The 26,490-nt window shown below is 60.0% G+C and carries 24 protein-coding genes; 9 read left to right on the forward strand and 15 right to left on the reverse strand.

The window, feature by feature from the left end:
* Positions 1-4: 4 nt before the first annotated feature.
* Positions 5-2,272, reverse strand: coding sequence for a bifunctional 23S rRNA (guanine(2069)-N(7))-methyltransferase RlmK/23S rRNA (guanine(2445)-N(2))-methyltransferase RlmL (rlmKL, locus tag DNK50_RS24075; RefSeq protein WP_099582693.1), 2,268 nt, complete (start codon positions 2,270-2,272; stop codon positions 5-7).
* Positions 2,273-2,804: 532 nt separating this feature from the next.
* On the opposite strand from rlmKL, the gene rmf reads away from it, so the two are divergent.
* Positions 2,805-3,020: a ribosome modulation factor gene (gene rmf / locus DNK50_RS24085; RefSeq protein WP_002553055.1), complete on the forward strand. Its 216-nt coding sequence runs from the start codon at positions 2,805-2,807 to the stop codon at positions 3,018-3,020.
* A 123-nt stretch (positions 3,021-3,143) separates the two neighbouring features.
* Here the strand turns inward: rmf and DNK50_RS24090 are convergent, their stop codons facing one another.
* The 5 genes from DNK50_RS24090 to sctC form a co-directional block, all read right to left on the reverse strand.
* Positions 3,144-4,163 (reverse strand): quinone-dependent dihydroorotate dehydrogenase, encoded by a 1,020-nt coding sequence (locus DNK50_RS24090; RefSeq protein ID WP_112196446.1) that lies wholly within the window; start codon positions 4,161-4,163, stop codon positions 3,144-3,146.
* Between the two features lie 86 nt (positions 4,164-4,249).
* Complete coding sequence (locus DNK50_RS24095) at positions 4,250-4,711, reverse strand: transglycosylase SLT domain-containing protein (protein WP_177411563.1); 462 nt, start codon at positions 4,709-4,711, stop codon at positions 4,250-4,252.
* Entirely contained in the window at positions 4,704-5,102 is a 399-nt protein-coding gene (locus DNK50_RS24100; protein ID WP_112196447.1) for a winged helix-turn-helix domain-containing protein, read from the reverse strand. The genes DNK50_RS24095 and DNK50_RS24100 overlap by 8 nt, the downstream gene beginning before the upstream one ends.
* A gap of 155 nt (positions 5,103-5,257) precedes the next feature.
* Positions 5,258-5,479 carry a FliM/FliN family flagellar motor switch protein gene (locus tag DNK50_RS24105; protein ID WP_099582696.1) on the reverse strand — a complete coding sequence of 74 codons (222 nt, stop codon included), beginning with the start codon at positions 5,477-5,479 and terminating at the stop codon, positions 5,258-5,260.
* Between the two features lie 15 nt (positions 5,480-5,494).
* On the reverse strand, positions 5,495-6,922 hold the full coding sequence (sctC, locus tag DNK50_RS24110) for a type III secretion system outer membrane ring subunit SctC (RefSeq protein WP_112196991.1): 1,428 nt from the start codon (positions 6,920-6,922) through the stop codon (positions 5,495-5,497).
* A 273-nt stretch (positions 6,923-7,195) separates the two neighbouring features.
* Here sctC and DNK50_RS24115 point away from each other — a divergent pair, with 273 nt between their 5' ends.
* The 5 genes from DNK50_RS24115 to cobA all read left to right on the forward strand — a co-directional run bounded on the left by DNK50_RS24115 (position 7,196) and on the right by cobA (position 12,887).
* Positions 7,196-8,422 (forward strand): CmpA/NrtA family ABC transporter substrate-binding protein, encoded by a 1,227-nt coding sequence (locus DNK50_RS24115; protein WP_112196448.1) that lies wholly within the window; start codon positions 7,196-7,198, stop codon positions 8,420-8,422.
* A gap of 13 nt (positions 8,423-8,435) precedes the next feature.
* Complete coding sequence (locus DNK50_RS24120; RefSeq protein ID WP_112196449.1) at positions 8,436-9,011, forward strand: ANTAR domain-containing response regulator; 576 nt, start codon at positions 8,436-8,438, stop codon at positions 9,009-9,011.
* A 224-nt stretch (positions 9,012-9,235) separates the two neighbouring features.
* Positions 9,236-10,447, forward strand: a complete 1,212-nt coding sequence (locus DNK50_RS24125; RefSeq protein ID WP_099582699.1) for a NarK/NasA family nitrate transporter — start codon at positions 9,236-9,238, stop codon at positions 10,445-10,447.
* Complete coding sequence (locus tag DNK50_RS24130; protein WP_112196450.1) at positions 10,447-12,117, forward strand: bifunctional protein-serine/threonine kinase/phosphatase; 1,671 nt, start codon at positions 10,447-10,449, stop codon at positions 12,115-12,117. The genes DNK50_RS24125 and DNK50_RS24130 overlap by 1 nt, the downstream gene beginning before the upstream one ends.
* A gap of 26 nt (positions 12,118-12,143) precedes the next feature.
* The gene (cobA, locus tag DNK50_RS24135) at positions 12,144-12,887 is read left to right on the forward strand and encodes a uroporphyrinogen-III C-methyltransferase (protein WP_112196451.1); all 744 of its coding nucleotides are present in this window, start codon (positions 12,144-12,146) and stop codon (positions 12,885-12,887) included.
* 57 nt (positions 12,888-12,944) lie between these two features.
* Here cobA and DNK50_RS24140 read toward each other — a convergent pair whose 3' ends face one another.
* The 8 genes from DNK50_RS24140 to ppsA form a co-directional block, all read right to left on the reverse strand.
* Complete coding sequence (locus tag DNK50_RS24140) at positions 12,945-13,925, reverse strand: OmpA family protein (protein ID WP_003175517.1); 981 nt, start codon at positions 13,923-13,925, stop codon at positions 12,945-12,947.
* A 107-nt stretch (positions 13,926-14,032) separates the two neighbouring features.
* Entirely contained in the window at positions 14,033-14,623 is a 591-nt protein-coding gene (gene sigX / locus DNK50_RS24145) for an RNA polymerase sigma factor SigX (RefSeq protein WP_099582702.1), read from the reverse strand.
* Positions 14,624-14,710: 87 nt separating this feature from the next.
* Positions 14,711-15,535: a mechanosensitive ion channel domain-containing protein gene (locus DNK50_RS24150; protein WP_003175519.1), complete on the reverse strand. Its 825-nt coding sequence runs from the start codon at positions 15,533-15,535 to the stop codon at positions 14,711-14,713.
* Between the two features lie 2 nt (positions 15,536-15,537).
* A complete protein-coding gene (locus DNK50_RS24155) occupies positions 15,538-15,783 on the reverse strand; it encodes a hypothetical protein (RefSeq protein WP_025854229.1) in 246 nt (81 codons plus the stop codon).
* 86 nt (positions 15,784-15,869) lie between these two features.
* Entirely contained in the window at positions 15,870-16,865 is a 996-nt protein-coding gene (locus DNK50_RS24160) for a zinc transporter ZntB (RefSeq protein ID WP_112196452.1), read from the reverse strand.
* Between the two features lie 24 nt (positions 16,866-16,889).
* Positions 16,890-17,381, reverse strand: coding sequence for a ribonuclease E activity regulator RraA (rraA, locus tag DNK50_RS24165; RefSeq protein WP_112196453.1), 492 nt, complete (start codon positions 17,379-17,381; stop codon positions 16,890-16,892).
* 187 nt (positions 17,382-17,568) lie between these two features.
* Positions 17,569-18,558, reverse strand: coding sequence for an alpha/beta fold hydrolase (locus DNK50_RS24170; protein WP_112196454.1), 990 nt, complete (start codon positions 18,556-18,558; stop codon positions 17,569-17,571).
* Positions 18,559-18,663: 105 nt separating this feature from the next.
* Positions 18,664-21,039, reverse strand: a complete 2,376-nt coding sequence (ppsA, locus tag DNK50_RS24175; RefSeq protein WP_099582705.1) for a phosphoenolpyruvate synthase — start codon at positions 21,037-21,039, stop codon at positions 18,664-18,666.
* 178 nt (positions 21,040-21,217) lie between these two features.
* Between ppsA and DNK50_RS24180 the strand changes: the two genes are divergently transcribed.
* A complete protein-coding gene (locus DNK50_RS24180; protein ID WP_003193298.1) occupies positions 21,218-22,036 on the forward strand; it encodes a pyruvate, water dikinase regulatory protein in 819 nt (272 codons plus the stop codon).
* Between the two features lie 77 nt (positions 22,037-22,113).
* Here the strand turns inward: DNK50_RS24180 and DNK50_RS24185 are convergent, their stop codons facing one another.
* The gene (locus tag DNK50_RS24185) at positions 22,114-23,538 is read right to left on the reverse strand and encodes a PLP-dependent aminotransferase family protein (RefSeq protein WP_099582706.1); all 1,425 of its coding nucleotides are present in this window, start codon (positions 23,536-23,538) and stop codon (positions 22,114-22,116) included.
* A gap of 160 nt (positions 23,539-23,698) precedes the next feature.
* Here DNK50_RS24185 and DNK50_RS24190 point away from each other — a divergent pair, with 160 nt between their 5' ends.
* Positions 23,699-24,592, forward strand: a complete 894-nt coding sequence (locus tag DNK50_RS24190; protein WP_160385034.1) for a DMT family transporter — start codon at positions 23,699-23,701, stop codon at positions 24,590-24,592.
* Between the two features lie 23 nt (positions 24,593-24,615).
* A complete protein-coding gene (gene moeB / locus DNK50_RS24195; protein ID WP_112196456.1) occupies positions 24,616-26,478 on the forward strand; it encodes a molybdopterin-synthase adenylyltransferase MoeB in 1,863 nt (620 codons plus the stop codon).
* Positions 26,479-26,490 lie beyond the last annotated feature (12 nt).

Consider the following 26,490-nt stretch of genomic DNA (forward strand, 5'->3'; position numbering starts at 1 on the left):
TTGGTTATCCGCGCGCCGTGATTTTCCAGGCGCGGTGGATCTTGGCGTTGCGCGCAAAATCCGGGTCGAGGGTCTTGTCGCTGATTTCCTCGACGGCGTAGCGTTCGCTGAGGTTGTCCTCCAACACGAACTTGCGGAAGTTGTTCGAGAAGTACAGCACGCCACCCGGTGCCAGGCGTGCCATGGCCAGGTCCAGCAACTGCACGTGGTCACGCTGCACGTCGAAGATACCTTCCATGCGCTTGGAGTTGGAGAAGGTCGGCGGGTCGATGAAGATCAGGTCGAACTCATCACGACTGGCTTCCAGCCACGCCATCACGTCGCCCTGCTCCAGGCGGTTTTTGTCGGAAAAACCGTTGAGGGAGAAGTTGCGACGCGCCCAGTCCAGATAGGTCTTGGACAGGTCAACGCTGGTGGTGCTGCGCGCGCCGCCCTTGGCAGCGTGCACGCTGGCGGTAGCGGTGTAGCAATACAGATTGAGGAAGCGCTTGCCGGCCGCTTCCTTCTGAATGCGCATGCGCATCGGGCGGTGGTCGAGGAACAGACCGGTATCCAGGTAATCGGTGAGGTTGACCAACAGCTTCACGCCACCTTCACTGACTTCGGTGAACTTGCCTTGGGCGCTCTGGCGCTCGTACTGCTTGGTGCCGCTCTGGCGCTCGCGACGCTTGACCACCACACGGCTCTTGTCGATGTTCAGCGCCTGGGGAATAGCCGCCAGAGCATCGAACATGCGTGCGGAGGCTTTTTCCGGGTCGATGGACTTCGGCGCGGCGTATTCCTGTACGTGCACCCAATCGTGGTAGAGGTCGATGGCCATGGAGTATTCCGGCATGTCGGCGTCGTACACACGGTAGCAATCCACGCCTTCACGCTTGGCCCACTTGCCCAGCAGCTTGAGGTTCTTCTGCAGGCGGTTGGCGAACATCTGCCCGCCTTCGCTCAGGCGCGCCTGCTCGACCACGGGGGCCGGGGCTGGCTTGATAGGATTGCCGTTCTTGTTGTACTGGCGCTCTTGTGGCTCGACCGGGGCCTGATCGTAAGCGGCTTGCTCACGTTCGGCCTGGCGCTGCTCCGGGGTGCGGCGCTCGCCGGTGACAAACTGGTCTGGGTTGACCTTGATCAGCAGCAGCTTGCACGGCAAGGCGCCGTTCCAGAACGAATACTGCTTGTGGCTGCGGATGCCCATGCGCTTGCCCAGGTCCGGCGCGCCGGTGAACACCGCCGCCTCCCAACCCATGCACGCCTGGCGCAGACGCTCGCCGAGGTTCTGGTAGAGGTACAACAGGCTGGCTTCGTCACCCAGGCGCTCGCCGTAGGGTGGGTTGCAGATCACCAGGCCTTTCTGGTTCTGGTCCGGGCGCGGCTCGAAAGTGCCGACTTCGCCTTGGTACACCTTGATCCAATGGCTCAGGCCAGCACGCTCGATGTTGTTGCGCGCAGGCTGGATCAGCCGTGGATCAGCTTCGTAGCCACGCACCCACAGCGGGGTCTTGTTCATGCCGATGGCGGCACGTTCAGTGGCCTCGGTGTGCAGTTTCTTCCACAGCGCCGGCACGTGGCCGAGCCAGGTGGTGAAGCCCCACAGTTCGCGATTGAGGTTGGGCGCCATGTCGGCGGCAATCATCGCGCCTTCGACCAGGAACGTACCCACACCACACATCGGGTCGGTCAGCGCGCCGCCTTCGGCAGCGATGCGCGGCCAGCCGGCACGGATCAGGATCGCGGCCGCCAGGTTTTCCTTCAGCGGTGCTGCGCCCTGCTGCAGGCGATAGCCGCGCTGGTGCAGGCTGTGGCCGGAAAGGTCGAGGGAGAGGATCGCTTCGCCACGGTCCAGGCGCAGATGGATGCGCAGGTCCGGGTTGATCTTGTCGATGGACGGGCGCTCACCGGTCGGGGTGCGCAGCTTGTCGACGATTGCATCCTTGACCTTCAGCGCGCCGAAGTGGGTGTTGTCGATGCCCGAGCCGTGACCGCTGAATTCCACGGCCAGGGTGCCGTCGCTGACCATATGGTCGGCCCACTCGATATCCAGCACGCCGTGGTAAAGGTCTTCGGCGTCCTTCATCGGGAAACGCTTGAGTACCAGCAACACGCGGTTGGCCAGGCGCGACCAGAGGCAAAGGCGGTAGGCGGTTTCCATGTCGGCCATGCCGCGCACGGCCGAGGTGTGCTCGCGGGCTTCCTCAAGGCCAAGCCCGACGGCTTCCTCGATCAGCAGGCCTTCGAGGCCCTTGGGGCAGGTGAGGAAGAGTTCAAAACGGTCCGACATGGGGCAATCCAGGCTTTTCAGCAATAAATGAACGGGCGACGCATCGCCGGCTCGGTTTTCAATCAAGCACTTTTCTTGAAGAGTGCCCGCGTGGCACGAATGTGCCGTCCCACCCCGTCTGACGGGCCCTTGAGCCTTTATTGACGGGGCAGAGTGAATTTTTGAAGCAACAAAAAGAAATATTCCGACCCTTCGTCGAATAGTAACCGACCGCAACAGGGGGACATTCTCACTAAAGGATTAAATCCTTCCTCTGTGCAGGGTGCATCATAGCTGGCTTTGCTGCACAAATGGGGCGAAAAGCCATCCCAGCTTATGGCTATAGCATCGTTATCGTTACGTGCTTATGACAAAACGATCATTGAATCCATGTGACCTATTGGTTAGAACTCAACACAGGTTGGCGCCGTAACGACGTCGACACCTAGGCTCGCCACGCCGGCAGCGAGCCCACCAACGGCAGAAAAACTCTGCCCGGCCTCAGACGAGGCCGAAGGATATCAAGACAGTCAACAAGTGAGGGAAACACCCTATGAGAAGACTTAAGCGTGATCCGTTGGAAAGAGCATTTTTACGCGGATATCAATATGGCGTTCATGGCAAATCCCGTGAGCTTTGCCCATTTACTCTACCGTCGGTACGCCAAGCCTGGATCAACGGCTGGCGAGAAGGACGCGGCGACAACTGGGACGGTATGACTGGCACTGCGGGAATCCACAGACTCAACGAACTTCACGCCGTCGGCTAATCAAGGGCACTTAATTCCGACATCACCACGAATATGTAACGACTTAACCACGCACGTCCTATCCGGGCGGCGGGCTTCGGCCCAGGGGGCTCCTTTATGGAGCCCTTTTTAATGGGCGATCCTTCAACGCAATGCGGCGATGGCATCCACCGATTGACGAATCAGCGCCGGGCCCTTGTAGATAAAGCCGGAGTACAGCTGCACCAGGCTTGCGCCGGCGGCGATCTTCTCGGCCGCGTGCTTGCCTTCGGTAATACCACCCACCGCAATAATGGGCAGACGCCCGGCCAGCTCAGCAGCCAGTACCTTGACGATGTGAGTGCTCTTGTCCCGCACCGGCGCACCCGACAGGCCACCCGCTTCATCGCCATGGGCCAACCCTTCGACGCCAACACGGCTGAGGGTGGTATTGGTGGCGATCACCGCGTCCATACCGGAATCCACCAGGGCCTGAGCCACTAGCGCAGTTTCTTCGTCGCTCATGTCCGGGGCGATCTTGATTGCAAGCGGTACACGCTTGCCATGGCGCAGGGCCAAGTCTTCCTGGCGCTGACGCAACGCTTCGAGCAATTGCTTGAGGGAATCACCAAACTGCAAGCTACGCAGGCCCGGCGTGTTGGGCGAGCTGACGTTGACGGTGACGTAGCTGGCGTGGGCGTAGACCTTGTCCAGGCAGATCAGGTAGTCATCGACTGCACGCTCGACCGGTGTATCGAAATTCTTGCCGATATTGATGCCCAGGATGCCCTTGTACTTCGCTGCCTCAACCCGCGACAGCAGGTGATCGACGCCGAGGTTGTTGAACCCCATGCGATTGATGATCGCCTCCGCTTCCGGCAAACGGAAAATACGCGGCTTGGGGTTACCCGGTTGCGGTCGCGGCGTCACGGTGCCGATCTCGACAAAACCAAAGCCCAGTTGTGCAAAACCATCAATGGCCGCGCCGTTCTTGTCCAGGCCGGCGGCCAGTCCGACCGGGTTAGGGAAGTCGAGCCCCATTACCGACACCGGCATCTTTGCCGGGGCCTTGCATACCAGGCCATTAAGCCCCAGACGGCCACCGGCGCCGATCAGGTCCAGGGACAGATCGTGGGAGGTTTCCGGGGAGAGTTTGAACAACAGCTGGCGGGCCAGGGTATACATGGGCGGGCTAGACTCGGATGGCGGCGAAAGGTGGCGGCGATTATAGCCGGGGTGACGGGCTGCACGCGAGGCGTGCCGCCCAAACGTCAATAGCGCTGCTGTACCAAAGCCTCATAACGCCCCCAGACTTTTTCTGCATAGCGCATGCGCAGCGCCTCACGCAGTGGCCCGGGACCTGGTCCGGCGTTGTAGGCCCCCACCGCCGTCCAGTTATAACCAAAGCGCTGGATGAACTCGACCAGTATCGACGCCGCCACTTCCACCGAGAGGCAGGGTTCACTCAACAGTCGCTCTTCGGTGATGCCCAGCTTGAGCAAACGAGGCAAGTGGATGCTGTTGATCTGCATCAGACCAATATCCCGGGTGCCATTACTGTTGGCATTATTCATCGCGTCTGGTCGATAGCCTGACTCCACGGCAGCGATCGCTTGCAGCAACTCCGGCTCGATATCGTAGCGACGGGCCGTTTCCTCCCAGCAAAAGGCCAAGGCCTGATTGCCACTCATCAAGACTCCAAGCAACAGCACTGCGCGCCACACCTTACCCATGGTTGACTTGACCACAGGCCGAACACACATGCTCCTGGTGCCCGGTGCGACCTTGAACTGGCGACACAGCCCTCACCGGGCAGGTAAAGCGATACCCTCGACCGTATATCGTCTTGATAAACCCTTTGTCTGCACCCAAGTGCTTGCGCAACGAATAAATGCACCGCGTCAGCGATTCTTCGGCGACCTCCCCTTGGGGCCAGGCCAGCTCCAGCAATTGATCCTTGGTCATCAGCACGCCCCCTGAGACCAGCAGCAAACGCAACACATGCCACTCCTTGGGCGGCAGTTGCACATCAGTGCCCTCGCCGGTGAGACGGCCATCGACATGCAGGGTCCACTGGGAAAAGACTTGGGAAGTCACCGTCACCCCATCACTCACGACGGCCATATCTACCTCGGCATCCGACTACTGACATTGAAGCCCCTATTTCCACTACCGGCTCTAGCGCCCATCTCACAACTATAAAAACCTGCCTTACATTCCACCGTAAGAAAAAGCCCATATATTCAGGACTTTTCAGGGCCTACCCGTAAGACTTTTCTCTACCCGCCAGCGGCTCCCACCCCCTCGTAAACTTCGTGCAGTTCTACCCCTAGTCGGTCCTCCAACTGCACCAGTTCACCCAAGGCGAACAACAGGCCATCAACCCGTAATTCCACACAGTGAATAACCTCAGGCGCCAACGGCAGCACCTTCCCAGGCGCAAAGGCTGCCAGGCGCCTGCGACTGACCCGTTGTTCCTGTAGAAGAATTTCCAAATGCATGGGCTAACACCTTGTTCACGGAGAGATATCGCGACCCGGACGCACAAACGCACGCTGCACACGCTCGTATTGAGCCGCCGTCAACGGGGGCGCACCAAGGCCTGATCCCGGCGACTTCAACTCGCTGTCCACGGCCCTGGCCTGAATCACAAACAGGCGAACCTTGGCGGCTCCCGACGCTACCGTGCTACGGCTCGACTCGCGCGCCTCGCGGCTAAACGCGCCCAGCCACAGGCGCTTGCCCTGTGGCACCCGCACCACGCTGCTGATACCCACCCTTGCGACCGCAGCCGGTTTTGCGCCCCGCCCTGCTTCGCTCAGTTGGCGACCATCCTCAATGTGGAGCAGCATCTCGATCTGGTTCGCTTCGGCGAAACGCGGCAGCACGCTGACCTGTGCGCCATAACGCACAGGCCTCCAGTCGGTTGAGTCATCTCCGGGATGGGGCAGGTAAAAGGTGTGGTTGTCCTGAAACACCGCCGGCACGTTCTCCTGGGTGAGGATCACCGGTAACGTCGTCACCCTCGCTCGCCGCCGGCGCTCCAGAGCGGCGATTTGCGCCATCAGACGCTTATCGTCCAGCGGCGCCAGAATTCGCGTGGCCTGAGTCTTGGCGTCCTTATCCCAGGCAGGGTCGAGCTTTTTCAGTTCGTCACGATCGACATCCACCATCCATAACGAAACCTCGACAGACCGCTTGGGTGTATCCAGTTCTGCCACCAGTCGCTCGATAACACTCAGCTGCGCAGGTTTGCCCTTGATCAGCAGGCTGTTGGTATCCGGGTAGGCGATTACGGCCAGACTCTTGTCTGCCAGCGGCCCCTTCTGTTCAGCAGCCAGCACGGTTTTGATCGTCGACGCGATTCCCGGCACGGTGACCGTTTCGTTGCCCATGCCGTACTCGCGGTCTGCCACATGCGTATTGAGCACCTGCACCACTGCGAACGCCTGGGTACCTGCGCGTAAATCGGCACGCTCGCGGTCCATCAATTGGGCCAAGTGCAATACGTGGTCGACATAATTGGGCGGGCCTGACACGTAAAACGTCCGCGCCCCACTCACCCGCAACGGATAGCGTGTTTCATCAATCCCCGCGCGACGCATGAGGCTGCGAAACCTGTCAACGGAGATATGCCGCAACGCCACTGCCGAGCTTTTTTCCTCACTTGCGTCATAGAGATAAAGCACCTGGCCATCGCTGTACCAGATCAAGCTGTATTGCAATGCAAGCGTCTCCAGCGCGTGTTGAGGCGTATCGAGATCAATGAGTTCACTGATGCGTGTCCGCGCTACGTCACGGCTCACAACGATGGGCAGGCCTAAAGGCACGGACAAGACGGTAAAGACGGTATGCAGGCTTTCGTCCTGTGCCTGATAGGTATCCCCCCAGGCGCCGTTGCCGCCCAGCATCAATGCGGCAAGCAGGAGCCAGAAGCGGGGCATCATTACGGTGAAGTCAGCGTACACCTTGGGTTTCCTGGCCGGTCCGGCAGTGAGAAGCGGCCATACTGAGAGGGCGCCCACTTTCAATCTTGATGGAAAGTTGACGGCCGACCGTCCTTGTCGGCCCGTGGCATGTGCCTTGCTTTGCACTCTGTATCAGAGCCCACTCCAACGGCGGAACGGGCTTACGGACAAAGGCGTCGTTACCCGCAATGGCCTCGCATCGCCATCTGAGGGAACGACGCTTTTTTTTGAAAGAAAAGGTAGGTGTTGATGAACGATTCGGTAGGCAGCAGCCCGACGAACGACCCGCGGGCCTGGGTCAACGGCAGTGATGCTCCGGAAAAGAGCAGCCTCGACCTGGGCTTCATGGCTCTGAGCGATTGCGCCTCACTGGTGGTGGCCGCCACCCAGGGCTTCGCACAACCCTATGGCCTGACACTCAACCTCAAGCGCCAAACTTCGTGGGCCAACCTGCGGGACAAACTGGTCAGTGGTGAATTGGACGCCGCCCACAGTCTGTACGGGCTGATCTATGCCGTTCACCTGGGCATTGGCGGCGTTGCGCCCACCGACATGGCCGTGTTGATGGGATTGAACCAGAACGGTCAAAGCATCAACCTGTCCCACGGCCTGCAACAGCAAGGAGTGGTCACTCCTGAGGCGCTGGACCGTCACGTGCACCAAAGCCGAACAAAACTGACCTTCGCCCAGACCTTTCCCACAGGTACCCACGCCATGTGGCTGTACTACTGGCTGGCGAGTCAGGGCATTCATCCGTTACAGGATGTGGACAGCGTGGTGGTACCGCCCCCGCAAATGGTCGCGCACCTGCAAGCCGGGCGGATTGATGGCTTTTGCGTCGGAGAGCCGTGGAGTGCCAGCGCAGTCGCGCAAAATCAGGGGTTTACCCTGGCAACCACCCAAACGATCTGGCCGAACCATCCGGAAAAAGTGCTCGGCTGTACCCAAGCCTTCGTCGACCAATACCCCAACACTGCCCGTGTGTTGGTCATGGCCATTCTCGAAGCCAGCCGTTTTATTGAAGAAAGTACCGAAAACCGGCGTTCCACCGCGCAATTGCTCAGCGGCCGCGAGTACCTTGACGCACCTCTCGACTGCATCGAACCCCGTCTGCTGGGTACTTACGATGACGGCCTGGGCAACCACTGGCAGGACCCCCATGCCCTGCGTTTTTTTGCCGGTGGCGAAGTGAACCTGCCGTACCTCTGCGATGGCATGTGGTTCATGACCCAGTTTCGACGCTGGGGCCTGCTGCGCGATGACCCTGACTATCTAGGCGTTGCCCGCCAGGTCCAGCAATTGGCGCTTTATCGCCAGGCGGCCGACGCCTTGGGCATCGCCCCGCAAAGCCAGGACATGCGCAGCAGCCAGTTGATCGACGGCAAGGTCTGGGACGGCTCGGATCCCGTCGGCTACGCCCACAGCTTCCGGCTGCATGCCCTCGCCGACCACGCCAACCGCCAAGCCTTGCGCTGACAGGAGCACATCTATGCTGCGAATCCTGTTGATCAATGACACCCCGCGCAAGGTCGGGCGCCTGCGCACAGCACTGATCGAAGCCGGCTTCGAGGTGATCGATGAGTCCGGACTGACCATCGACCTGCCAGCACGCGTCGAAACAGTGCGCCCAGATGTGATTCTGATCGATACCGAGTCACCGGGCCGCGATGTGATGGAGCAAGTGGTGCTGGTCAGCCGCGACCAGCCCCGGCCGATCGTGATGTTTACCGATGAGCACGACCCGAATGTGATGCGCCAGGCCATCAAGTCCGGGGTCAGTGCCTACATCGTCGAGGGCATACAGGCCCAGCGCCTGCAACCGATCCTCGACGTGGCCATGGCCCGTTTTGAAAGCGACCAGGCCTTGCGCGCCCAGCTTCAGGAGCGTGATCAGCAACTGGCCGAGCGCAAGCGCATCGAGTTGGCCAAAGGTATGTTGATGAAAATGAAAGCCTGCAATGAGGAAGAGGCCTACACCCTGATGCGCCGCCAAGCCATGAGCCGCCAGCAGAAACTGATCCAGGTGGCCGAGCAGATTATCGCCATGAGTGAGTTGCTCGGCTGAACACACATAAAAGGTTGGCGCAGGACTTGCTAAGTAATCATCACAGGTAACCAACGGCGGTTGCCCCTCCACGACAAAGACGTCGCACATCCGGTTTGCCCTCGCGAACCCGGTGGCGGCGTTTTTTCGTTTTGGCCCCCGCAGCACGGGGCCGGTGGGGCGGCCTTAGCTGGCTGTTCCATCACCAGGCCTTCTTACAAGACTCCCAACCGTTGAGGTGCGTGATGAAATCAAGCTTCTGGAAATCCGGGCACACCCCGACCCTGTTTGCCGCGTTCCTGTATTTCGACCTGAGCTTCATGGTCTGGTATTTGTTGGGCCCGCTGGCAGTGCAGATTGCCGCCGACCTGCACCTGACCACGCAACAACGCGGCCTGATGGTAGCGACGCCGATCCTGGCGGGCGCTGTGTTGCGCTTCTTGATGGGCATGCTGGCCGACAAACTGTCGCCCAAGACAGCCGGGCTGATTGGCCAGGTGATCGTGATCGTGGCGTTGTTCGGCGCTTGGAAACTAGGCGTTCACAGCTACGAACAAGCCTTGTTGCTGGGACTGTTCCTCGGCATGGCCGGCGCATCCTTTGCTGTGGCATTGCCGCTGGCGTCCCAGTGGTACCCGGCCGAGCACCAGGGCAAGGCCATGGGCATTGCCGGTGCCGGTAATTCGGGCACGGTGTTCGCGGCGTTGCTGGCCCCGGTACTGGCGGCGGCATTCGGCTGGAGCAACGTGTTCGGCTTTGCGCTGATCCCGCTGATCCTGACCCTGATCGTCTTCGCCTGGCTCGCAAAAAATGCCCCTGAGCGGCCAAAAGCCAAGTCCATGGCTGATTACTTCAAGGCCCTGGGCGACCGCGACAGCTGGTGGTTCATGTTTTTCTACAGCGTGACTTTCGGCGGCTTTATCGGCCTGGCCAGCGCCCTGCCCGGCTATTTCAACGACCAATACGGCCTGAGCCCCATGACCGCCGGCTACTACACCGCCGCCTGCGTGTTCGGTGGCAGCCTGATGCGCCCTCTGGGCGGCGCACTGGCCGACCGTTTCGGCGGGATTCGCACGCTGCTCGGCATGTACAGCGTCGCTGCCATCTGCATTGCGGCAGTCGGCTTCAACCTGCCCAGCTCCTACGCGGCACTGGCTCTTTTCGTCTGCACCATGCTCGGTCTGGGCGCGGGCAATGGCGCCGTGTTCCAGTTGGTGCCACAGCGTTTTCGTCGTGAGATCGGCGTGATGACCGGCCTGATCGGCATGGCCGGCGGCATCGGCGGTTTCGCCCTGGCGGCGGGCATGGGTGCTATCAAGCAGAGCACCGGAAGCTATCAATTGGCCCTGTGGTTGTTCGCGAGCCTGGGCGTGTTGGCCTGGTTCGGCCTGCATGGCGTCAAGCGCCGCTGGAGGACCACCTGGGGTTCGGCGGCCGTGACCGCCGCGCGCGTCTGATGAGCCTGCAACTGAGCGTCGCCCACGCCAGCGCCATCGGCCCACGGGCGGAAAACCAGGACGCGCTGCGGGTGGTGACCCCCGCCGCCGAACTGGCGGCGAGCAAAGGCTACCTCTGCGCCATGGCTGACGGCGTGAGCCAGTGTGCTGACGGTGGCCTGGCCGCCCGCTCGACCCTGCAGGCCCTGGCTTTGGATTACTACGCCACGCCGCAAACCTGGGGCGTGGCCCAGGCACTGGAGCGCTTGCTGCTCGCACAGAACCGCTGGCTGCAGGCCAATGGCGGTGGTCAGCCGTTGCTCACCACCCTCAGTGCCCTGGTCTTTCGCGGGCAGCGCTTCACCCTGGCCCATGTCGGCGATTGCCGGGTGTATCGCTGGCTGGACGGCGAGTTGCAGCGCATCAGCGAAGACCATGTGTGGGAGCAGCCGGGCATGCAGCATGTGCTCAAGCGCGCGCTCGGCCTGGATCAGCACCTGGTGCTGGATTTTCTCGACGGTCAGTTGCGCGAGGGTGAGTGTTTCCTGCTGCTCAGCGATGGCGTGTGGGCGACCCTGGGCGATCACAGCATCAGCGCAATCCTGCGTGAACAAAGTGACCTGGATCTGGCGGTAAACACTCTAGTCAACGCCGCGCATCTGGCAGGTAGCCAGGACAATGCCAGCGCGCTGTTGGTGCGTGTCGACACCCTCGGCGAAGCCACCCTCGGCGATGCTTTGGTGCAGTTGCAGCAATGGCCCTTGCCACCGCCGCTGAAGGCCGGGCAACACTTTGAAGGCTGGCAAGTGGACGCCGTGCTGGCGCAAAGCAGGCAGTCATTGTTGTACCGGGTACGCGACGCCCAGCAGCAACCCTGGCTGCTGAAAACCCTGCCCTTGAGCCGCGACGATGACAGCGACGCCGGCCAGGCATTGCTGTCGGAAGAGTGGTTTTTGCGGCGGGTCGCCGGTCGGGCGTTTCCTGAAGTCCATGCGGCCAGCGGGCGTCAGCATTTGTACTATGTGATGCGTGAATATCCAGGGCAGACCCTCGCCGAGCTGTTTGAGCGGCAAGGCCCGCTGCCTCTGGCGCAATGGCAGGCGGTGGCCGAGCGCTTGCTGCGCGCAGTGGGCATGCTGCATCGACGGCAGATTCTGCACCGCGATATCAAACCGGAAAACCTGCTGCTGGGGGAGGACGGTGAATTGCGCGTGCTGGATTTCGGTCTGGCCTACTGCCCCGGCCTTTCAGAGGACCGCGCCCATGTGCTGCCTGGCACCCCTAGTTTTATCGCGCCCGAAGCGTTTAATGGCGACAGTCCTACGCCCCAGCAGGATTTATACAGCGTAGGCGTCAGCTTGTATTACCTGCTGACCGGGCATTACCCCTACGGTGAAATCGAAGCCTTCCAACGGCCCCGGTTTACCCAGGCGGTCAGCGCCAGCCGTTATCGCCCCGACCTGCCGGACTGGCTACCGCTGAGCCTGGAACGGGCCGTGGCCGCTCAACCCGCGCAACGCTACGAAACCGCCGAAGAGTGGTTGCGGGTATTGGAGCAGGCGGATCGCCAGGAATTGAACATTCGCCCCCGGCCGTTGCTGGAGCGAGAGCCGTTGAAGGTCTGGCGAACCCTGGCGCTGCTGTCGATGTTGCTCAATCTGGTGCTCCTCTACTCACTCTTTCACAGCTGACGCAGTCTCAACGCGAGGGAAAACACATGAACGCAAAAGTCTGGCTGGTGGGCGCAGGCCCCGGCGACCCGGAGTTGCTGACCCTCAAGGCCGTACGAGCCATGAACGAAGCCGATGTGGTGTTGATCGATGATCTGGTCAACCCGGCCGTGCTGGAGCACTGCGCCGGGGCTCGCGTGATTACCGTGGGCAAACGCGGCGGCTGCCGTTCTACACCGCAGGACTTTATCCACCGCCTGATGCTGCGTTATGCCCGCCAAGGAAAATGCGTAGTTCGGCTCAAAGGCGGCGACCCGTGCATTTTCGGACGGGGTGGCGAAGAGGCCATATGGTTGCGCGAGCGCGGCGTCGAGGTGGAATTGGTCAATGGGATCACCGCAGGGTTGGCGGGAGCGACGAACTGCGCGATTCCTCTGACGTTACGCGGTGTCAGCCGAGGTGTGACCCTGGTCACGGCGCACACTCAGGACGACAGCCGGCTCAATTGGCGCGCGCTGGCTGAAGGTGGCACGACATTGGTGGTGTATATGGGGGTGGCCAAGCTGGAGGAGATTCGCCAGCAATTGCTCGAAGGTGGGATGGCAGCGGATATGCCGGTGGCGATGATCGAAAATGCATCACTGCCCCAGCAGCGCGAATGCCGCAGCGAGCTGTCGCGGATGCACGAGGATGCCCACGCCTTCGCGTTGAAGAGCCCGGCAATCCTGGTGATCGGCAGCGTTGCCGCCACGGAGCCGGCTGCTCACTTCGCAGCACAGGCCAGCGCCTGAGGCAAATTCCAGGCGAAAAAAAGCCCGGCCTGAGCCGGGCTTTTTTCTACTCAGTAATTACTGAGCTTGAGCTTCAACCGACGCTTCTACGCGACGGTTAACAGCACGACCTGCTTCAGTTGCGTTGTCAGCAACTGGGCGGGATTCGCCGTAACCAACAGCAGTTACACGGCTAGGAGCAACGCCGTCTTTAACCAGGACTTGCTTAACAGCGTCAGCACGACGCTGGGACAGCTTCTGGTTGTAAGCGTCTGGACCTACGGAGTCAGTGTGACCAGCAACTTCTACGTTGGTAGCTGGGTACTGAGCCATGAAGTCGGCCAGGTTTTTCACGTCGCCGTAGCTGTTAGGCTTAACAACGGCCTTGTCGAAGTCGAACTTAACGTCCAGCTCAACACGAACAACCTGAGCAACTGGAGCTTCTGGCTCTGGAGTTGGCTCTGGAGCTGGTGCTGGGGTAGGAGCTGGAGCAGCTGCGCCAGCGTTACCGCCGAAGTTTACGCCCAGGCCGACCAGTGCGGAGTAGTCCCACTTGCCGTTGTCCAGACCGTAGTCAGCTTCAACACCGGCACGAGCGTACAGGTTGTTGGTGAAGTAGTACTTCACGCCAGTACCAACGGTAGCGAAGGTAGTCTGGTCGCGACCGCTGTGGCCGTCAGCTTGAACGTTGGTACGGCTCTGGTGGCCGAAACCGCCTTCTACGTATGGACGCAGGCTGTCAACGCCAGCTTGACCGAAGTGATACTGGGCAACCAGGCTGCCGGTATCGCCTTTGATCTTCTGGTTACCAGTACCGTCGTTCGAACGGGTGTGGTTGGTTTTGTCGTAGGACAGGTTCAAGGACAGGTCGTCGGTCAGGAAGTAACCGATGCGAGCGCCAGGATTGAAGCCGTCTTCGATGTGCTTGACGCTATCGTTGTACTGCTTCTTGTAGAACAGCTCGCCTTCAACTGCGCCTTGGCCTTGTGCCAGAACGCCGAAAGAAGTTGCGGCAATAAGAGAACCAATGGCCAAGCCCAAGGTGTTTTTCAGTTTCATCCGTTAAATCCCCATCTGGTGATTGTAAAGCAGTCCCACAAACCGGGGGACAACTCGGCGACAAGTCTAACAGAACTTGCCTACACGTAAGAGATATTTGCCACGCACTAAGTTTCAGTCTCGCCCGCAAATTTCTCACGTAATTTATCTAGAGCACGTTTGTAACGCATTTTTGTAGCACTCAAACCCATGTGCATGATGTCAGCGATTTCCTGGAATTCCAGCTCTGCGACGAAACGTAGCACCAGAATTTCTCGGTCAATCGGGTTCACATACACCAGCCAGCGATCGAGTCCGCCCTTCTCCTCGGGTGCCGGCGCCTTCTCTTCGGTCGCCTCCTCAAGGGGGTCCAGACTCAAAGCGTCCATCAAGCGACGCTTTCGCCGTTCCTTCCGATACTGCGTGATGCACTCGTTGTAGGTGATGCTGTACAGCCATGTCTTGAACTTCGATTTACCCTCGAAGTTCTTCAGGCCGTACAGCACCTTCAGCATCACTTCCTGACAGACATCGTCCGCATCTCTATCGTTCCCTAAATACCTTGAACAAACGTTGAACAGAGTGCGTTGATACCTGCGCATCAATTCTTCGTACGCGCGAGTTACGTGAAACAGCTCCGTGTGCGAGCGCGCGACCAACTCCTCATCAGAGAGCTCACGGGGGTCGTAGCGCGTAGACAGCGTTTGGGCTTTATTCAAAACAAGTCGTGCCGACAGTCAGGTCAATGTCCGCTACAGCCCGGTCAGCCGGGTTTGCGGCGGCGTACATTAGCAGGGTTTACCGGGTTAGCGGCTACTGACCTGCTGCTCAAGGAGAATCCGATTGGACAACGACACCAGGTCACCGTCATCGGTCAGCACTGTCGTCTTGACTGTGCCGATCTCTTCGATTTGCCCTTCGACCTCGCCTACACGCACCTGTTGCCCTACCTGATACAGCTCACGCACATAGATTCCCGCAAGAATCTGGCCGGCAATTTCCCGGCTTCCCAAGCCCATGGCCAGCGCAACGGCCAGACCAACGGTAATCAAAACGATCACGATCACATGGTTGAGCAGGTCAGTCTTGACCTCCAACTGGCTGATCGCGACCGAAATACTGATGATGATCACCAGCCCCTGAGCGATCCGCCCCAGGCCAGCAGCATAGTCCAGCCCCACGCCTTCGGCAGCGCCGCGCACCAGCCCATTGGCCAGTTGCGCCAGCAGAACACCTACCAGCAGCACCAGCGCACCACCGAAAACCTTCGGCAAATACAGCGCCAGCATGTCGAGCGTAGCTGAAACTCGCTCAAGTCCAAGGGATTGAGCCGCAGAAACCAGAAAAATCAGCAAAACGAACCAATAAACGATCTTGCCGATCAACGTGGAGATCGGCACCTGCAGCCCGGCGCGTCCCAGCAGCTTGGTCAGACCTGTACCTGCCATCAGGCGGTCGAGGCCGAGTTTTGCAAGCAATTTGGACAACAGGGTGTCGAGCAATTTGGCGACGACAAAACCCAGCAATACCAGGACCAGCGCACCAAACAGGTTGGGAATGAAATTCGCCACCTTGGTCCACAATGCGGTCATCGCGGTGACCAGGCTCTGGGTCCAGAGATCAAGTTCCATATTCAATCAGCCTTATCAGCAGTGCGAGCAAGAGGTTTACGACGAGAAACCGGCGATACGTGGGCCGAACCGTTGTTCAGGGCCATCATCAAGGCCGGCACCCAGCGGCCGAGCAGACCGAACAGGTCACCCGCGCCCACCTGGCGGTTAGCGGTTTTCAACACGCGGCCCAGGCAGGCATCGTCGTCACGGTTGGACGGCGAGGCATTGAGCATGTCACGTAAAGACTGTTCGAACGGATCGTGCATAGAGACCTCTCGCAAGTGATTTAAAAGACGAGGGTAAAATTCCTGGGGTCACATAGGACCCTTCCTACGTTCAGCTGATATTCAGCTCAAACCCAGCGTAATCGTCGAAATAGCCACCATTGTCCGAGCGCTACAGACACCATTAACAGGCACGCCACCATGAATCCGTAAGGGCTCTCAGAGAACGGTATACCGCCCACATTTATACCCAGCAACCCCGTCAAAAAGCTCATGGGCAAAAAGATCCCGGTGATGATCCCGAAGCGGTACATGGTGCGGTTCATGCGCACGCTCAAGCGCCTGTCTTCGGCCTCCAGCACAAGCCCCACGCGCTCGCGGGTCAATTCGAGCTCTTCCAGATAGCGGGTCAGGCTGTTATTCAATTCGTTCCAGTAGTCGGCATCGTCGTCGCAGAACCACGGCAATTTGATCCGCGTCAGTTGGGCAAAGATGTCCCGCTGCGGTGCCAGGAATCGCTTGAGCCCGGCCGCTCGCCGGCGGATCTGCAACACGCTGCCGTGCTCCGGAGTGTACCGTTCGTCGGTATCGAGTTTTTCTTCCTCGGTATCCACGATTTCAGACAGGTCCGTGACCAGATCCTGCACCTTATTGGTCAGGTACTGCGCCATATAAAGGATGAGTTCGGACGCGGTTTTCGGCCCTTTGCCCTCTGCCAGTTGCACCAGCAGTTCATCGGTCGCCCGCAACGGGCGAAGACGCAGTGAAATCACACGGCTGGCGGCGGCGAAGATACGCACCGAAACCATGTCTTCCGGCTCCGCGCCGGGGTTGAGGTTAACCCCACGCAGGAACAGCAGCAGCTCGGCCTCCGGCAACGGCAACAGGCGCGGGCGGGTGTTCTCCTCCAGCAGCAGGTCACAGGCGAACTCGCTCAGGCCACTGGATTTACGCAGCCAGGTCTGCGTTTGCGGGTGGCTGCGATCCCAATGCAGCCACAGGCTTTCCTGGGGCTGCAGTTGCAATTCATCGAGCTCAGTCCGGGCAATCGAACGCGCACCGCCTTTACCGTCCAGCACCAGGGCATGCACCAGGCCCCACTGCGCGTTTTCTTCCTCGAACATCCTCACCCCGTCGTTTATTGCGGTTTATTCAGGCATTTTCAACGGATTTGGCGACACGATCACGCCATTATTGTCCGCATAGATGTACTCACCCGGACGGAAGGTCACGCCGGCAAACGTGACCACCACGTTCAGGTCACCGATACCGCGCTTGTCGGTCTTCAGTGGATGGCTGGCCAGGGCCTGCACGCCAAGATCGGTCTGCGCTATGACATCGACATCACGGATGCAACCGTAGATCACCAGCCCTTCCCAGCCGTTTTTCGCGGCCTTTTCGGCAATCATGTCGCCCAACAACGCCCGCCGCAGGGAACCGCCCCCGTCGACCACCAGCACCTTGCCGGCGCCCGGCTGGTCGGCTTGCTCCTTGACCAACGAGTTGTCTTCGAAGCACTTGATGGTGACGATCTCGCCGCCGAAGGAGTCTCTGCCGCCGAAATTGCTGAACATCGGCTCGACCACCTGCACCAGTTCCGGGTAGGCGTCGCACAGGTCGGGGGTCACGTAATGGTTCATCGAAAAATTCCTTTCTGCCAAAGAAGTGTCTTTCAAAGAAGTATCGGTCGAAGCGGACGGGGAACATCCCATTCGCTTCGCCGCAACGCAAGAGCCACTGCGCGACTGAATATGACCAGAAGCGTTCAGCGCGTCATATCTTAGCCGCAACCTTGCACGAGCGAAACGCCCTTGGCAGAGCGCTGCGTCAAACCGTCGCCAGCACCTCGGCCGGGGCGCCAAACAACGGTGTGAGCGGGTCTTTCAACCATTGCGCCACCAGTGGCCATACTTCGGTTTGGGCGGCCTTGCTCACAAGCATTTCCACATGCCCGAAATCACCGGTAAACCCTTGCTGGCGACCCAGGCAAAGGTATTGGCGATGCTCAGAACCGATTTGCTCGAACAGCTTGCGACAGGCCCAGTCAGGGTCCTGATGATCACCGGCCGCACTGACGGCCAACACTGGCACATCGACGTCTGCCAGGCCTTTCCACCAATCCTGCTTACCCTCGCCAAAGCGTCCAAACAGGCCATTCCAACGCATGGCTTCGATCAGCACGCCCGCCGGTTCGTCCTCCGGGCCGCGCTTGAGGCGTGAGCCGGACAGCTCTCCAATGCGTTTCAGAAGCAATCGACCGGTCCATTCCACCGGCGGCAGTTTCAGGGGCCAGTGGGTGCGACTGACCTGGCAACCAAACAAGGCCACCGACGCCACTGCCGGTGCGCCCAGGTGCTGACCACCCAGCGCCGCCGCCAAGGCTGTACCGCCCAGGGAGTGGCCGATCCAATGGGGGATCTGGGCACTTTGCTCGCGCACAAACGCACCGATGGCCGGCAAATCATAGCGCGCGTAGTCGGCAACCCGATTTTTCGCATAGTCATGGTTGCGCTTGGACAGGCCATGGCCGCGCATTTCCGGGATCCACACATCAAACCCCTGGCGCGCCAGATAAGCGCCCAGGCCGATGCCTTTGGGCGAATACCAGAAGCGCCGGTTGGAAAAACTGCCGTGCAACAAAATAACCGGAATGCCCCGGTTTTCCGGGACATCGGCCAAGCCTAAACGGGTAACCGCCAGCTCGACAGTGCCGTCGGGGCTGTTACCGGGTTTGAGGCGGTACACGTCTTCACTCAGGTCGCCACGACGTTCAGCGCTGATCAGGGCGACGGGAAACAGGTTGCTGCTGCTTTGCATAATGCTCTTGCACAAAAAAGGGCGACGCCCGCAAGGATTCCGCCCTGTACAGATAAGAATGCCGGTCACCCACAACGAGTGACCGGCACTTTTGACGTAACGACCTTAAGCGGGCGCTTGGCCTTCCGCCAGGAAGAACCAGGTTTCCAGCACGGAGTCGGGGTTCAGCGAGACGCTTTCGATGCCCTGTTCCATCAGCCATTTGGCCAGGTCCGGGTGGTCGGAAGGGCCTTGGCCGCAGATGCCGATGTACTTGCCGGCCTTGTTACAGGCCTGGATAGCGTTGGCCAGCAGCTTCTTGACGGCCGGGTTACGCTCGTCGAACAAGTGGGCAATGATCCCCGAATCGCGGTCCAGGCCCAGGGTCAACTGGGTCAGGTCGTTGGAGCCAATGGAGAAGCCGTCGAAGAACTCCAGGAACTCTTCGGCCAGGATGGCGTTGGACGGCAGTTCGCACATCATGATCACGCGCAGGCCGTTTTCGCCACGGGACAGGCCGTTTTCAGCCAGCAGGTCGACCACCTGGCTCGCTTCGCCCAGGGTGCGGACGAACGGCACCATGATCTCGACGTTGGTCAGGCCCATCTCGTTGCGTACACGTTTGAGCGCGCGGCATTCCAGCTCGAAGCAATCACGGAACGCTTCGCTGATGTAACGCGAGGCGCCGCGGAAACCCAGCATCGGGTTTTCTTCTTCCGGCTCGTAGAGCTTGCCGCCGATCAGGTTGGCGTATTCATTGGACTTGAAGTCCGACAGGCGCACGATGACCTTTTTCGGGTAGAACGCCGCCGCCAAGGTGCTGATGCCTTCAACCAGCTTCTCGACGTAGAAGCCCACCGGGTCGTTGTAACCGGCGATGCGCTTGTCGACGCTTTCCTTGATGTCCAGCGGCAGGCCGTCGTAGTTCAGCAGGGCCTTGGGGTGCACGCCGATCATGCGGTTGATGATGAATTCCAGGCGGGCCAGGCCCACACCGGCGTTCGGCAACTGCGCGAAGTCGAAGGCGCGGTCCGGGTTGCCGACGTTCATCATGATCTTGAACGGCAGGTCGGGCATGGCGTCGATGGAGTTTTGCTTGATATCGAAGCCCAACTCACCTTCAAAGATGAAACCGGTGTCGCCTTCGGCGCAGGACACGGTCACGCCTTGGCCATCTTTCAGCAGCTGGGTGGCGTTGCCGCAACCCACGACGGCCGGAATCCCCAGCTCACGGGCGATGATCGCCGCGTGGCAGGTACGCCCGCCGCGGTTGGTGACAATGGCGCTCGCACGCTTCATCACCGGTTCCCAGTCCGGGTCGGTCATGTCGGAGACCAATACGTCACCTGGCTGGACCTTGTCCATCTCGGACACGTCCTTGATGATCCGCACCTTGCCGGCGCCGATGCGCTGGCCGATGGCACGGCCTTCCACCAGTACGGTGCCGGTTTCTTTCAGCAGGTAGCGTTCCATGACATTGGCCGAAGTGCGGCTCTTCACGGTTTCCGGGCGGGCCTGCACGATGTACAGCTTGCCGTCGTCACCGTCTTTGGCCCATTCGATGTCCATCGGGCACTTGTAGTGCTTTTCGATGATCATCGCTTGCTTGGCCAATTCGCTGACCTCAGCGTCGGACAGACAGAAACGTGCGCGCTCGGCCTTGTCCACATCAACGGTCTTGACCGAACGACCGGCCTTGGCCTCGTCGCCGTAGATCATCTTGATTGCCTTGCTGCCCAGGTTGCGGCGCAGGATGGCCGGGCGGCCGGCTTCAAGGGTGTGCTTGTGTACGTAGAATTCGTCCGGGTTGACCGCGCCTTGTACGACGGTTTCGCCCAGGCCGTAGGCGCCGGTGATAAACACCACGTCACGGAAGCCTGACTCGGTGTCCAGGGTGAACATCACGCCGGCGGTGCCGGTTTCCGAACGCACCATGCGCTGCACACCGGCAGACAAAGCCACCAGCTTGTGGTCGAAACCTTGGTGTACGCGGTAGGAAATGGCGCGGTCGTTAAACAGAGAGGCAAACACTTCCTTGGCGGCGCGGATCACGTTTTCTACGCCACGGATGTTAAGGAAGGTCTCTTGCTGACCCGCGAAGGAGGCGTCCGGCAAGTCTTCGGCAGTGGCGGAGGAGCGCACGGCAACGGCCATATCCGGGTTGCCGGCCGACAGAGCGGCGAAGGCGGTGCGGATTTCTTCGTTGAGTTTCTCGGGGAACTCGGCGTCCATGATCCATTGGCGGATCTGGCTGCCGGTCTTGGCCAGGGCGTTGACGTCATCGACGTCCAGGGCGTCCAGCGCGGCGTGGATCTGGGCGTTGAGGCCGCTCAGTTCGAGAAAATCGCGGTAAGCCTGGGCCGTGGTGGCGAAACCACCGGGCACCGAGACACCAGCGCCTGCAAGATTACTGATCATCTCGCCGAGGGATGCGTTCTTGCCCCCTACGTGCTCTACATCATGGACGCCGAGCTTATCGAGGGAAACTACGTACTCTACCAAGGTGATCTCTCCACTTTCTGTGTTGGAAAAGCTCAGGACGCCGGCTGCTCAGTAGGAGCGTTCGCCAGCGCTTGTGGCCTGGACCTGGAAAATAAGTGAGAATGCGGCCCACTGCGGGACGGCAAAATCGCGCCTATCATATCCAAGATTCGCCATCAGCTTAAGGCCCAGGGCTCAAATGAAACGATCTGCTTTCTTTATCTCCGACGGCACCGGCATCACAGCCGAAACATTGGGTCAAAGCCTGCTCGCGCAGTTCGAAAACATTACCTTCGCCAAATTCACGCGGCCCTATATCGACAGCGTGGATAAAGCGCGGGCCATGGTACAACAAATCAATCTGGCGGCTGAAAAAGACGGTTTTCGGCCGATCATTTTCGACACCATCGTCAATCAAGACATCCGTGAGATTCTCGCAACGTCGAATGGTTTCATGATCGACATTTTCTCGACCTTCCTGGCGCCACTGGAGCAGGAGTTGAGCGAGCACTCCTCCTACTCCGTCGGAAAGTCCCATTCCATTGGGCACAACTCCAACTACATGGAGCGTATCGAGGCGGTGAACTTCGCCCTCGACAACGACGATGGCGCCCGCACGCACTACTACGACAAGGCCGACCTGATCCTGGTGGGCGTGTCGCGCTGCGGCAAAACGCCTACCTGTCTGTACATGGCCATGCAATTCGGCATCCGCGCAGCCAACTACCCGCTGACTGAAGACGACATGGAACACCTGACGCTGCCGGCCGCCCTGCGCGCCCACTCCCACAAGCTGTTCGGCCTGACCATCGACCCGGACCGCCTGACGGCCATCCGCAACGAGCGCAAGCCCAACAGCCGCTACTCAAGCTATGCCCAGTGCGAGTTCGAAGTGCGTGAAGTGGAAAATCTGTTCCGTCGCGAGAATATTGCGCACATCAATTCCACGCATTTTTCGGTTGAAGAGATTTCAGCGAAGATTCTGGTGGAGAAGGGTGTGGAGCGGCGCTTCAAGTAATATTTTCTGCCTGGCACTTTTGTGGTGAGCGAGCTTGCCTCGCGCGGAGCAAGCCCGCTCACCACAAAGACCAAGGCCTACAGGTGAAACCGGCCACCCCCCTGCCCCAACGCCGTCGCCAACGCGTCAAACCCCTCGCGCAACAACTGATCGTCGCCTGACGTATTGCAGATACTCGCCCGAATAAACTGCGGCACTGCCGTCTGCCCCACGGCAAATGCCTCGGCGGTGGCGATCAGGTAGTTGTTCTGCTTGAGTTCAGCCTCGATTTCCGACGCACGCCACGGCTCGGGCACCTCAATCCAGAAGTGCGGGCTGTTGAGGTGAGTGCGATATTGCAGGCCTTCGAGCAGGTCACGCACCAGGGCTTTACGCCGACTGATCTCGTTGATCTGCTGGCGCAGCAAGTACTCCGCCGTGCCGTTTTCGATCCACTGGGTGGCCAGTTCCAGGGTTACTGGCGTGGCCATCCAGCAGGTTGAGCGCAGGGCTGCCGAGATCCGGCTGACCAGCGCCGGCGGTGCATGTACATACCCCACGCGCAGTCCGGCGGACACCGCCTTGCTCAGGCTACTGATCAAAATCGTACGCTCGGGGGCGAAATGGCTGAGAGGCGGCGGCCGATCTTCTACCAATACACCGTGGGCTTCATCTTCCAGGATCAGCAGATTGTGCTCGCGGCATACCTTGACCAGCGCAGCGCGGCGCGCCACCGATAACACGGCGGTGGTGGGGTTCTGGATCGTCGGCGTGCAGTACAGCGCCGAAATCCGGTGGTTTCGACAGACTTCATCCAGCGCATTCGGCAGCACGCCTTCGTCATCCATCTCCAGGCCGATCAAGCGTATGCCGAGCATGCGCGCTGCGGTGATCAGGCCTGGGTACGTCAGTTGTTCGGTCACCACCGTATCGCCTGCCCGCAGCAGCGCCATCATCGCGCAGAGCAGGCCGTGCTGGCCGCCATTCACGCAAATGACCTGTTCAGGAATGGGATGAAAGTCACGCTGCACCAACCATTGCGCACCGGCTTCGCGGTAGCGAGGCAGGCCAGCGTCCGGGGTGTAGGCGCTGATGTCCTGGAGGAACTTGGCGTTGGTCGACAGGGTTTGGAAGCTCTGGGCCAGGAAGGCCGTCTCCTGCCCGGGGATATGCATGTTGCGGCTCATATCGAAGTACTGGCGCGGCTCCTCGCTGACGTTGCGAAAGCCTTCATCGCGCTGGCGCTCCATACCACGCTTGCGCACGAATGTTCCGTCACCAACGCGGGCGACCACCAGACCCAGGCGTTCCAACTCACCGTAGGCCCGGCTGATGGTGCCGATGGTCACCCCGAGATTGTCGGAAAGCACCCGATGGGGCGGCAGTTTTCGTCCCGGTTCAATCAAGCCTTCGAGGATGCCCCGTTCCATGACATCGGACAGGCGCTTGTACTTCACGCCCTGACCGTTGGACAAGCCCTCACGCATAATTGACACCATGTCAATATTTGTTTTGACAGCCATCTTTCGCCCTAATAGTGTGCTTTTACGGGTTCAATCGCCGAATTTAATCACTCATTACAAGTTCAATATAGAGTTCAATTCCGGCTCAGGGAAGCAATAAACGATGCCAATGTCCGCCGTTATCGAAAACACCGCCAAAACCAAAACCCAAAAGCAGTGGCTGGCCGGGCTGATCACCAGTGTGATGTTCTTGATCGTGTGCCTGAGTTGGGGCACGACCTGGCTGGGCATCAAGATTGCCGTGGAAAGCGTGCCACCGCTGACCTCCGCCGGCCTGCGCTTCCTCATCGCCTTCCCGCTGTTCCTGTGTTTCGCCATGGTGCGCCGCGAGCCGATCCTGTTCCCTCGCGAAAGCCGCTGGTTTTTCGTGTTCGTGACCCTGTCCTACTTCAGCGTGCCCTACTACCTGCTCAACTACGGCGAGATGCATGTCTCGTCCGGCCTCACCGCCCTGCTCTTCAGTTGCATGCCGGTATTCATCCTGATTTTCTCCGCGCTGTTCCTGCGCGAGCGCATCTACTTTTCCCAGGTGGTCGGCATCGGCATCGGCTTCGGCAGCCTGTACATGATCATCCGCAGCCAGGGCCTGCACCTGGACCACGCCGAGTTTTTCGGGGTGCTGGCGATTCTAACGGCCGCGATCATGCATGCCTTGTGCTATGTGATTACCAAGCAGAAAGGCAGCGCCATCAGCGTGATCACCTACAACACCCTGCCCATCGGCATTGCCGGGTTGATGCTGTTCGTCGCGGGGCTGTGGTTTGAAACACCCACCTTTGAAGACATCACCCTGCGTTCTTGGAGCGCCCTGTTCTACCTCGGACTGGTGGCCTCGGTGGGCGGGTTCATCGTGTACTTCATGCTGCTCAAGCGCTTGAGCCCGATCATCCTGTCGTTCGTATTCATTATCTTCCCGGTGTTCGCGGTGATCATCGGCGCCTGGTACGAAGGCGTGGCGATTTCCCGCGACCTGATGCTGTACTCGGCCATCCTGCTGGCCGGTTTTGCGATCACCAAGTTGCCCATCGAAAAACTCATGGCCAAGAAAAATTGACCACCCACCAACGCGAGAGAAACATGGACGTCCTCCGCCACACCGCCCTGGAACAGATCTACGCCCACGCCAGCCGCAGCTATCCCGAGGAATGCTGCGGCTACGTCTTCGCCGACGGCAGCGTGTACCTGGGCAGCAATATCCAGAATGAACTGCACCGCAAGAACCCCGAGATGTACCCACGCAGCGCAGCCAACGGCTACACCTTCTCGGTGGCCGACACCCTACTGTTGAACAAGGCGTTTCGCAGCGACAACCCCGTGGTGGTGATCTACCACTCTCACCCTGACGTCGGCGCCTATTTCAGCGATGAGGACCAGGACAAGGCGCTGTTCCTGGGTGAACCGATCTACCCCGTGAGCTACCTGGTAGTCGATGTTCGCCAGGGCCAGGCTCTCGGTTCCAAGCTGTTTGCCTGGGATGGCACACAGTTCGCCCTTCAACCCTTCAACGACCTGCACACGGAGTTGTCCATGAACGCTGTCTCTTTCCCCGATATCCTGGTTCGCGTGGCCAAGCTGCCGGAATCGACCCTTGAGAGCACCGGATCGACATTGCGCGAAGTCATTGAAAACCTCTGCAACAGCCACCCGCAGTTGCGCACGCATCTGTTTCACGAGAAGAACAACCAGCTCAAGGAACACTTCCTGTTTACCGCCGAGGAAGCGCTGATCGAGGCCGACGAACCATTGCCGGAAAAAGCCAGGATCGAAGTGCTGCTCGCCACGTCCGGCGGCATCGACGTCGAATCCCTGAGCAACGAAGAAGTCCAGCGCTACGTGCGCCATATCACCCTGCCGGGCGTGGGCCGCGAGGGTCAGTTGAACCTGAAGAAAGCCAAGGTACTGATCATCGGCACCGGCGGCCTGGGCTCGCCCATCAGCCTGTACCTGGCGGCGGCCGGCGTCGGCACTTTGGGCCTGGTGGATTTCGACGTGGTGGAAAGCAGCAACCTGCAACGCCAGATCGTCCACGGCAACAGCACGCTGGGCCTGCCAAAGGTCGAATCCGCCAAACAGCGCCTGCAAGACCTCAATGCTCACATCCAGATCAATGCCCACAACACCGCGCTGAATGCCGATAACGCCCTGGAACTGGTGGGCGCCTATGACCTGGTGATCGACGGCACCGACAATTTCGACACCCGCTATCTGGTCAATGACGCATGCGTCCAGCTTGGAAAACCCTTGGTGTATGGCGCCATCTACCGTTTCGACGGGCAGATCAGCGTGCTCAACTACAAGGGCGGGCCGTGCTACCGCTGCCTGTTCCCCAGCGCACCGCCCGCAGAGTTGGCACCCAATTGCAGCGCCGGTGGCGTGATCGGCGTGCTGCCCGGCGTGGTCGGGATGATCCAGGCGACCGAGGCCATCAAGCTGCTGATCGGCATTGGCGAGCCGCTGTCCGGGCGTTTGATGCGTTTCGATGCGCTGGCGATGAAGTTCAGCGAAATCCGCTTCAAGCGCCGCGCCGACTGCCCGTGCTGTTCCGAACTGCGCCACAGTGAAACGATCGCGCCGGCCGTGTGCGCCGACGCCGTGCCCAGCGCCCCGTCACTGGCCGAAGAACGCTACATCAAGCCCCGCGTCCTCAAGCAACTGCTCGAACACCCACGCAGCGCCGACGTACTGCTGGACGTGCGCGACGCCAGCGAACTGGAGGTGTGCAAGTTGCCGGGGGTGCTGCATATCCCCCTCGCCGAGCTGGACGATCAACTCGACCGCCTCAACCGCGACAACACCCATTACCTGATCTGCTACGCGGGCACCCGCGCCGAGCAAGCGGCCAGTACGCTGCTGGCGGCGGGCTTTGCCAACACCAAAGTCCTGCAAGGCGGCATGAAACATTGGGTTCGCGACGTCGAACCTGACATGCCCTTGTACTGAGCCGAGGACCGA

The sequence above is a fragment of the Pseudomonas sp. LG1E9 genome, from assembly GCF_003290225.1.
Classification (GTDB): domain Bacteria; phylum Pseudomonadota; class Gammaproteobacteria; order Pseudomonadales; family Pseudomonadaceae; genus Aquipseudomonas; species Aquipseudomonas cyclaminis.

Coding starts and splice junctions, on each gene's coding strand:
- DNK50_RS24130 (WP_112196450.1), top strand. CDS start 10,447: ATGAGCCTGCAACTGAGCGTCGCCCACGCCAGCGCCATCGGCCCACGG.
- DNK50_RS24150 (WP_003175519.1), bottom strand. CDS start 15,535: ATGGAACTTGATCTCTGGACCCAGAGCCTGGTCACCGCGATGACCGCA.
- DNK50_RS24090 (WP_112196446.1), bottom strand. CDS start 4,163: ATGTATACCCTGGCCCGCCAGCTGTTGTTCAAACTCTCCCCGGAAACC.
- DNK50_RS24105 (WP_099582696.1), bottom strand. CDS start 5,479: ATGCATTTGGAAATTCTTCTACAGGAACAACGGGTCAGTCGCAGGCGC.
- cobA (WP_112196451.1), top strand. CDS start 12,144: ATGAACGCAAAAGTCTGGCTGGTGGGCGCAGGCCCCGGCGACCCGGAG.
- DNK50_RS24170 (WP_112196454.1), bottom strand. CDS start 18,558: ATGCAAAGCAGCAGCAACCTGTTTCCCGTCGCCCTGATCAGCGCTGAA.
- DNK50_RS24095 (WP_177411563.1), bottom strand. CDS start 4,711: ATGGGTAAGGTGTGGCGCGCAGTGCTGTTGCTTGGAGTCTTGATGAGT.
- DNK50_RS24180 (WP_003193298.1), top strand. CDS start 21,218: ATGAAACGATCTGCTTTCTTTATCTCCGACGGCACCGGCATCACAGCC.
- DNK50_RS24140 (WP_003175517.1), bottom strand. CDS start 13,925: ATGAAACTGAAAAACACCTTGGGCTTGGCCATTGGTTCTCTTATTGCC.
- DNK50_RS24185 (WP_099582706.1), bottom strand. CDS start 23,538: ATGGCTGTCAAAACAAATATTGACATGGTGTCAATTATGCGTGAGGGC.
- DNK50_RS24155 (WP_025854229.1), bottom strand. CDS start 15,783: ATGCACGATCCGTTCGAACAGTCTTTACGTGACATGCTCAATGCCTCG.
- rlmKL (WP_099582693.1), bottom strand. CDS start 2,272: ATGTCGGACCGTTTTGAACTCTTCCTCACCTGCCCCAAGGGCCTCGAA.
- DNK50_RS24120 (WP_112196449.1), top strand. CDS start 8,436: ATGCTGCGAATCCTGTTGATCAATGACACCCCGCGCAAGGTCGGGCGC.
- sctC (WP_112196991.1), bottom strand. CDS start 6,922: ATGCCCCGCTTCTGGCTCCTGCTTGCCGCATTGATGCTGGGCGGCAAC.
- DNK50_RS24115 (WP_112196448.1), top strand. CDS start 7,196: ATGAACGATTCGGTAGGCAGCAGCCCGACGAACGACCCGCGGGCCTGG.
- DNK50_RS24100 (WP_112196447.1), bottom strand. CDS start 5,102: ATGGCCGTCGTGAGTGATGGGGTGACGGTGACTTCCCAAGTCTTTTCC.
- rraA (WP_112196453.1), bottom strand. CDS start 17,381: ATGAACCATTACGTGACCCCCGACCTGTGCGACGCCTACCCGGAACTG.
- moeB (WP_112196456.1), top strand. CDS start 24,616: ATGGACGTCCTCCGCCACACCGCCCTGGAACAGATCTACGCCCACGCC.
- rmf (WP_002553055.1), top strand. CDS start 2,805: ATGAGAAGACTTAAGCGTGATCCGTTGGAAAGAGCATTTTTACGCGGA.
- DNK50_RS24160 (WP_112196452.1), bottom strand. CDS start 16,865: ATGTTCGAGGAAGAAAACGCGCAGTGGGGCCTGGTGCATGCCCTGGTG.
- DNK50_RS24125 (WP_099582699.1), top strand. CDS start 9,236: ATGAAATCAAGCTTCTGGAAATCCGGGCACACCCCGACCCTGTTTGCC.